Source organism: Microbispora sp. NPDC049633, from assembly GCF_040675265.1.
GTDB classification, from domain to species: Bacteria; Actinomycetota; Actinomycetes; order Streptosporangiales; family Streptosporangiaceae; genus Microbispora; species Microbispora maris.
In genome coordinates this window covers 1-6,872 of the sequence record NZ_JBFAOO010000288.1, presented here as the reverse complement: position 1 = coordinate 6,872, position 6,872 = coordinate 1, and the positions used below count along the sequence as shown (strand labels likewise).

The window sequence follows — 6,872 nt, the reverse complement described above, 5'->3', positions numbered from 1 at the left end:
GCCGCGGGGCGTGTGGAGGCAGCCCGCGGCTGATCGGGATAGGTCCGCTGGGCCTCGTCGAGCAGGTCCGACATCCGCCGCCGCAGGTCGTCGGTGAGCGCGGCGATGTCGTCGCCCGGCATCGGGCGCATGGGCTCGCCGACCAGGATCGTGATCGGGACATGCCGCTGGAGCAGTTTGCGGGGTCGGCCCTTGGTCCACAGCCGCTGGCCGCCCCACAGGGCGACCGGGATCACGGGCACCCCGGCCTCGGCCGCCATCCGGATCGGGCCGTTCTTGATCTCCTTGATCGTGAACGATCTGCTGATCGTCGCCTCGGCGAAGTTGCCGACGATCTCGCCGTCCTTGAGGGCCCGTACGGCGGCGTCGTAGGCTCCCGCCCCGGCCGACCGGTCCACCGGGATGTGGTGCATGCCGCGCATCAGCGGGCCCGACACCGGATGGTCGAAGACCTCCTTCTTGGCCATGAACCGGACCAGCCGTCCGGCGGGGTGGGCGGCGAAGCCGGCGAAGATGAAGTCGAGATAGCTGACGTGGTTGCTCACCAGGACCGCGCCGCCGCTGCGGGGTATCCGCTCCGTGCCCTCCAGGTGGAACCTCAGGTCGAGCAGTTTGAAGGCGGTCAGCGCGGTCCTCAGGACCGGCGGGTACACGATCTCAGCCATGCTGAAACCGTAACCTACTCACGCGTAACCTAACCGGGGCCGAAGGTCCTCTTCGCACGACCGGGCCGTCAGTGGCCGCGGAAGGCCTCCTCCAGCCACCACGACGGGCGGTCGGCGATGACCTTCGCGTGGACGAGCAGGGGCTTGTCGCGCGGCCCTTTCAGCCACTCGGCGACGCCGGACAGGTCCTCCTCCCCCCGCACGGTCACCGCCTCGAAGCCGAAGCCCCGGGCGATCGCCGCGATGTCGGCGGGCGGGAAGGTGACCGTGCCGAGCGGGAACCCGCCGGGGCCGAAGTGGTGGACCTCCGCGCCGTACCCGTCGTCGTCGTAGACCACGACCACCATGGGCAGGCCGAGCCGTACGACCGTCTCCAGCTCGGCGACGCCCATCAGGGCCCCGCCGTCGCCGAGCGCGGCGACGGCCAGCCGGTCGGGCCGCGCGACGGCCGCGCCGATCGCGGTGGCCAGCCCCAGCCCGATCGACTGGAACGCCTGGGTGAAGCAGAACGCGCCGCCGTCCGGGACCGTGAGGAACATCGACGGATATCCCATGAAGTTGCCGGAGTCCACGGCGACCAGCCGCTCCTGCGGGAGCAGGTCGTCGAGCCCGATGGTCAGCGTGCGGGGGTCGATGCGTCCCCCGGCGCTCAGGTCCTCGTACGGCACGTCGCGCCAGCGCCCCTCGCGGGCGATGCGCTCGGCGATCTCCGGGGCGCGGTATCCGCGCCTGCCCGCCTCGCCGTCGGCTACGCCCTCGCCGAGCAGGGCGGCGACCGCCCGCGCGGTCTCGCGTACGTCGCCGACCACGCCGAGGTGGATCTCGCGGTGCACGCCCAGCGCGTCGGGGTCGAGGTCCACCTGGACGACCTTGGTCTCCGGCCCGATCAGCGCGCCGTGCCGGGTGGTCCACATGGTGAACGAGCAGCCCCAGCCGACGACGAGGTCGGCATCGCGGATCAGCTCGGCCGCGAGCGGGGTGGCGAACCCGCCGCTCACGTCGAGGTCCCAGGGACTGCCGTGGAAGTTGCCCTTGGCGACGGCCGATGTGGCGAACAGCGCCCCCACCCGCTCGCCGAGCGCCTCCAGCTCCCGCCGCGCGCCCCGGGCTCCCCGGCCGGCCACGAAGACCGGGCGCCGCGCCTCCGCCAGCAGCCGGGTGAACCGCGTCAAGGCGTCGGACGGCTCCGCCGGGAGCCCCTCCGGCTCCTCGTCGTCCCCTGAATCGACGGGGAACGTCAGCCCCCACGCCGCCGGCACGCGGCTCGCCACGTCGCGGTGCCCGCGGCCGGCCAGCAGTTCGCGCACGGCCTCGGCGGCCTCCTCGGGCAGCGTCTCGGCCTGCACGTCCAGGGGCAGGTTGAGCACCACGGTCCGGCGCCCGAGCAGGGCGGCGAGGAAGGCCATCACGGTGTCGTCCACGACCGTCTCCGCCGACCCGACCCGGGCGCAGTGCGCGCCCACGGCCTCGGCGAGCGCGGTCTGGTCGACGCGGAAGTTGGAGGTGAGCGAGGTCACCTCCGGGGCGAGCACCAGCAGCGGGGTACGGCTCTTGGCCGCCTCGGTGACGCCGGTCAGCGCGTTGGTCAGGCCGGGTCCCTGGTGGACGGTGAGCACGGCGACCGTGCCGCTCATCCGGGCGTAGGCGTCGGCCATCGTCGCGGCCCCGCCCTCGTGCCGCGCCGCGACGTACCGCACGCCGTGCTCGACGAGGGCGTTGGTGACGTGGAAGTTGCCGCTGCCGACGACGCCGAAGGCCGCCCGTACGCCGAGGGCGGCGAGGGCCGCGCCGACGGCCTCCGCGACGTTCACCGCTCCACCAGCGCGAGCACGCGCACCGGGCTGCCGGAACCGCCGACGATCGGCAGCGGCCCGGCGACCACGACCGCGCCCGTCGCCGGCAGCCGGTCGAGGTTGCGCAGCTGCGTCAGCCCATACTTCCCCGCGCCGAGCAGGTACGAGTGGCACGGGAACGCGGGGTCGAAGGAGTGGGCGGCGCCCGCGTCGGTGCCCACGGTCTCCACGCCGATGCCCGCGATCGGGCTCTCCTCGGCCAGGAATCGGGCGCAGGCGGGCGACATGCCGGGCGTGTGCGGCCCCGTCTCGTCGGCGTTGAGGAACTCCGCCTGGTCGTGGGCGCGCACGTCCCAGCCGGTGCGGTACAGCAGCCAGCCGCCGTCCGGCAGCGGCCCGTGCTCGGCCTCCCACGCCTTCACGTGGTCGATCTCCAGCAGGAAGTCGGGGTTCGCGGCCGACTCGGCGCTGAAGTCGAGCACCACGGCGGGGGCGATCAGCTTGGCGGGGGCCACCTGCGACACGTCCTCGCCGTCACGCGCGGTCACCCAGTGGACGGGCGCGTCGAAGTGCGTGCCGGTGTGCTCGCCCGTGGTGAAGTTGTTCCAGTACCAGCCCGGTCCGCGGTCGTCGTACCGGCTGATCTCCTGCAGCGAGAACGGCACCGTCTGCCCGAACGGCTCCGGCAGCAACAGGATCGGTGTCTTGTCGCTCAGCGGCGCGGTGAGGTCGAGCACCTCGATCCCCCCGCTCCGGATGCCGTCCACCAAATCCCGCAACACCGACACTGCGCCTCCCAACAGTCAGGACACCCCTGCGATACTCCTACACCTCCGCCCCCGAACGCCATATTCCGGTGAAATGCAACGCCCGCACCCGCCCGCGCGATGAACCGTACAGGGGGTCTGATCACCGATCCACGCGGGAGGACGCGGATGGCGCGGGCGGCCGATCGGATCCGCACGACAGCCGGGGCGTGGCTCGGCCATCCCGCGACGCTCGCCGCGATCGCCGTGCTCCTCGTCAACGATCACCTGCTCAAGCGCCTGTGGCCGGGCGTGGTCACCGGCAAGCTGAGCGACGTCGCGGGCATGCTGGTCGCCCCGCCGCTGCTCGCGCTCGCCGCGGCCCTCGCCGTCCGGCGCCCCGTCGCCGCCGCTCGGGGCGGCTGGCTCGCCGAGCGGTGCCGCCGCGCCAGCCGTACGCCGGGCCCGGCTGCTGGTCGCCCTGCCCGCGGCCGTCCTCGCGGTCACGGCCACGAGCGCGGCCGACCCCGGGCCGGCCGCGATGCACGTGGAGGCCCACGACGCCGTGATCGTCCGTGGCGCTGCGCGACGCCGCCGGACGGTGGCACCGGTTCGGTTTCGACGGGCGGGACAGCCTGTCCGAGCGGACGGCCGCGCTCGTGTCCGAGCCCGGGGAGAACATCCGGGCGGAGACGGGGACGGCCGTCCTCGCCGCGCTCACGGTGCTGCTGGCCGCCCTGGCGGCCACCGGGCTGTGGCGGCGATCGCCTGCCGGGTTCGCCGTCTTCGGGCTCCTCGTCTGGGCCGGCGTCTACCTCTTGGTGAAGGGCCCTCCCGGCATCTTCGGGTTGCCCTTCGCCGCCTTCGGGTTCCTCCTCGCGGCGGCCGCCTCCGCCGGGCTGGCCGGCATCGGCGCGGACACCCGCCTGCGGGGACCGAGCGTGATCGTCGCCGTACCGCTGACCTTCGCGGCGATCTACCTGCCCTTCCTGGGCTGGAGCGCGGGATGGCCCGACGACTACGGCACGGCCGTGGTGCTGGCGCGCGTCCTGTGCCTGCTCGCCCTCGTCGCCGGCGCGCACTTCGCCGTACGGGACAGGGGCGGATATCGCCGGATCACGAGAGGGCTCCGCGCCCGTAGGCGCTGATCCGGGCCGGCCGCGCGCCCGAGGCGGATTCGCCCGAGCCCGGCCACTCGCCCACACGGCGCTTGCGGCTTCGCGAGGAAAGGGCAAGCTGGAGAGCACGACAACGGCAGTAGGGACCGCATCGTGAAGAAGCTCATCAACGGCGCCGACTCCATCGTCACCGACGCGCTGCGCGGCATCGCCGCGGCGCACCCCTCACTCCGCGTGGACCTCGAGAACAGGATCGTCTTCCGCGCGGGCGCCCCCACGCCGGGCAAGGTCGGCCTGGTCTCCGGCGGCGGATCGGGCCACGAACCGCTGCACGGCGGATTCGTCGGGTACGGCATGCTCGACGCGGCCTGCCCCGGGGAGGTCTTCACCTCCCCCGTGCCCGACCAGATCATCGAGGCCACCAAGGGCGTCGACGGCGGCGCGGGCGTGCTGCACATCGTGAAGAACTACACCGGCGACGTGCTGAACTTCGAGATGGCCGCCGAGCTCGGCGGCGACGAGGGCGTCGAGGTGGCGACCGTGCTCGTCGACGACGACGTGGCCGTGCAGGACTCGCTGTTCACGGCCGGCCGCCGGGGCACGGGGGCCACGCTGTTCGTGGAGAAGATCGCCGGAGCGCTGGCCGAGACCGGTGCGCCCCTCGCCGAGGTGGCGCGCGCCGCCCGGGAGGTCAACGAGCGCAGCCGCTCCTTCGGGGTGGCGCTGAGCGCCTGCACGGTCCCGGCCGCGGGCAAGCGCACCTTCGAGCTGAGCGACGCGGAGATCGAGCTCGGCATCGGCATCCACGGCGAGCCCGGCCGCGCGCGGGCCCCGATGGGCGAAGCCCGTGAGATCGTCCGTACGGCCATGGACGCGATCCACGCCGACCTCCCGCTGTCCGGGGAGACGCTCGTCATGGTCAACGGCATGGGCGGGACCCCGCTCATCGAGCTGTACATCGTCTTCGCCGAGGTGGAGGCGTACCTCCGGGAGAAGGGCGCGACGGCCGTGCGCAGCCTCGTCGGCAACTACGTGACCAGTCTCGACATGCAGGGCTTCTCGGTGACGACGTGCTCGCTGACCGAAGAGCTCACCCGGCTGTGGGACGCGCCCGTGGAGACGCCGGCGCTGCGCTGGGGCCGCTGACCGCCATCGGAACCTCTGGAGTCCACTCGTGAACACCGAGTTCTTCGCCGCGTGGATCGACGAGATCGCCACCGCCGTGCGGGCGCGGCGCGACCACCTCACCCAGCTGGACGCCGCGATCGGCGACGCCGACCACGGCGCCAACCTCGACCGCGGGTTCACCGCCGTGCGGGAGGCGCTGGCCGGCGCCTCCCCGCGGACCCCGGGCGCGCTCCTCGTCCTCGCCGGCTCCACGCTCATCCGCAAGGTCGGCGGGGCGTCCGGTCCTCTGTACGGCACCGCCTTCCGTGAGATGGGCAAGGCGTTCGGCGAGGCCGCCGAAGTCTCGCCGGCCGAGCTGAGCACCGCGCTGGACGCGGCCCTGGCCGGCGTGCGGCGCCTCGGAGCCGCCGCCGAAGGCGACAAGACCATGGTCGACGCCCTCGCCCCGGCCGCCAGGGCGCTGGCTCAGGCCGTACGGGACGGGCTGAAGGTGGAGGAGGCGCTGGAGGCGGCGGCCGCCGCGGCCGAGCAGGGGGCAGGGGCCACGGTCCCGTTGCAGGCGCGCAAGGGGCGGGCCAGCTACCTGGGGCCGCGCAGCGTCGGGCACGAGGATCCGGGCGCGGCCTCGACGGCTCTCCTGTTCGGCGCGCTCAGAACCGCCGCCTCCCGATGACGGGGGTGGCGAACGCGTCTCGGGGAAGGCGAATGGTCGGCATCGTACTCATCTCACACAGCAGCGGCCTCGCCGAGGAGGTGGCCGCGCTGGCCAGGCAGATCGGCGGCGCGCAGGTCCCGCTGGCGGCGGCCGGCGGCACCGAGGACGGCGGCCTCGGCACCAGTCCCGACCGGGTGACCGCCGCCATCGAGGAGGTGGACCGGGGGGACGGCGTCGTGCTGATCCCCGACCTCGGCAGCTCGGTGCTCACCGCCCGGCTGCTGGAGTCGCCGGGTGACGTCGTGGTCGCCGACGTGCCGTTCGTGGAGGGCGCCATCTCCGCGGTCGTCGCGGCGGGCGGCGGGGCCTCGCTGGACGGTGTGCTGGCGGCGGCGGAGGAGGCGTGGCAGGTCCGCAAGCTCTGAGCGCGACCCCGGTACGCCTGCACGGACGAACGGCGCGGCCTTCACGGGCGAACGGCGCGGCGTGGCGCGTCTCCTGAGACCAGGCGCGAGGGCCGGCCTCAACGGCTCCGCGTGCGCCGGGTGCGGGGCATGGCGGCGAGCTGGTCGTGCCGGATCTCCTCCAGATAGGCCCGCATGAGGTCGCCCGCGCGGGTGAACCAGTCGGACAGCACGGCGATCTCGGCGGGCGTGTAGTCGGCGAACAGCTCGTTCAACCGCCGGTAGAACGGCTCGTAGACGGCCGCCGCGGTGGTGACCGCTGCCTCGTCGGCGACGACGCGCACGCGGCGGCGGTCGGCGGGG

Annotated in this window: 8 protein-coding genes; 4 read left to right on the top strand and 4 right to left on the bottom strand. The window is 73.9% G+C overall.

Annotation, left to right across the window (positions count from 1 at the left end; all coding sequences use genetic code 11):
- The 3 genes from AB0J39_RS36975 to AB0J39_RS36965 all read right to left on the bottom strand — a co-directional run.
- A partial coding sequence (locus AB0J39_RS36975; RefSeq protein ID WP_363473417.1) for a lysophospholipid acyltransferase family protein occupies nt 1–665 on the bottom strand: 665 nt, incomplete at its 3' end.
- A 68-nt stretch (nt 666–733) separates the two neighbouring features.
- The gene (locus AB0J39_RS36970; RefSeq protein ID WP_363473416.1) at nt 734–2,476 is read right to left on the bottom strand and encodes a thiamine pyrophosphate-binding protein; all 1,743 of its coding nucleotides are present in this window, start codon (nt 2,474–2,476) and stop codon (nt 734–736) included.
- Nucleotides 2,473–3,246 (bottom strand): cyclase family protein, encoded by a 774-nt coding sequence (locus AB0J39_RS36965; protein ID WP_363473414.1) that lies wholly within the window; start codon nt 3,244–3,246, stop codon nt 2,473–2,475. Before AB0J39_RS36965 ends, AB0J39_RS36970 begins: the two co-directional genes overlap by 4 nt.
- A 533-nt stretch (nt 3,247–3,779) precedes the next feature.
- Between AB0J39_RS36965 and AB0J39_RS36960 the strand changes: the two genes are divergently transcribed.
- The 4 genes from AB0J39_RS36960 (at nt 3,780) to dhaM (ending at nt 6,530) form a co-directional block, all read left to right on the top strand.
- A complete protein-coding gene (locus AB0J39_RS36960; RefSeq protein ID WP_363473412.1) occupies nt 3,780–4,352 on the top strand; it encodes a hypothetical protein in 573 nt (190 codons plus the stop codon).
- Nucleotides 4,353–4,475: 123 nt separating this feature from the next.
- On the top strand, nt 4,476–5,468 hold the full coding sequence (dhaK, locus tag AB0J39_RS36955) for a dihydroxyacetone kinase subunit DhaK (RefSeq protein WP_363473410.1): 993 nt from the start codon (nt 4,476–4,478) through the stop codon (nt 5,466–5,468).
- 28 nt (nt 5,469–5,496) lie between these two features.
- On the top strand, nt 5,497–6,123 hold the full coding sequence (gene dhaL, locus AB0J39_RS36950) for a dihydroxyacetone kinase subunit DhaL (protein ID WP_363473408.1): 627 nt from the start codon (nt 5,497–5,499) through the stop codon (nt 6,121–6,123).
- Nucleotides 6,124–6,155: 32 nt separating this feature from the next.
- Nucleotides 6,156–6,530, top strand: a complete 375-nt coding sequence (gene dhaM / locus AB0J39_RS36945; protein ID WP_346227811.1) for a dihydroxyacetone kinase phosphoryl donor subunit DhaM — start codon at nt 6,156–6,158, stop codon at nt 6,528–6,530.
- 98 nt (nt 6,531–6,628) lie between these two features.
- On the opposite strand, the gene AB0J39_RS36940 is transcribed toward dhaM, so the two are convergent.
- Nucleotides 6,629–6,872 (bottom strand): hypothetical protein (locus AB0J39_RS36940; RefSeq protein WP_363473406.1); only part of this gene is annotated, 244 nt, incomplete at its 5' end.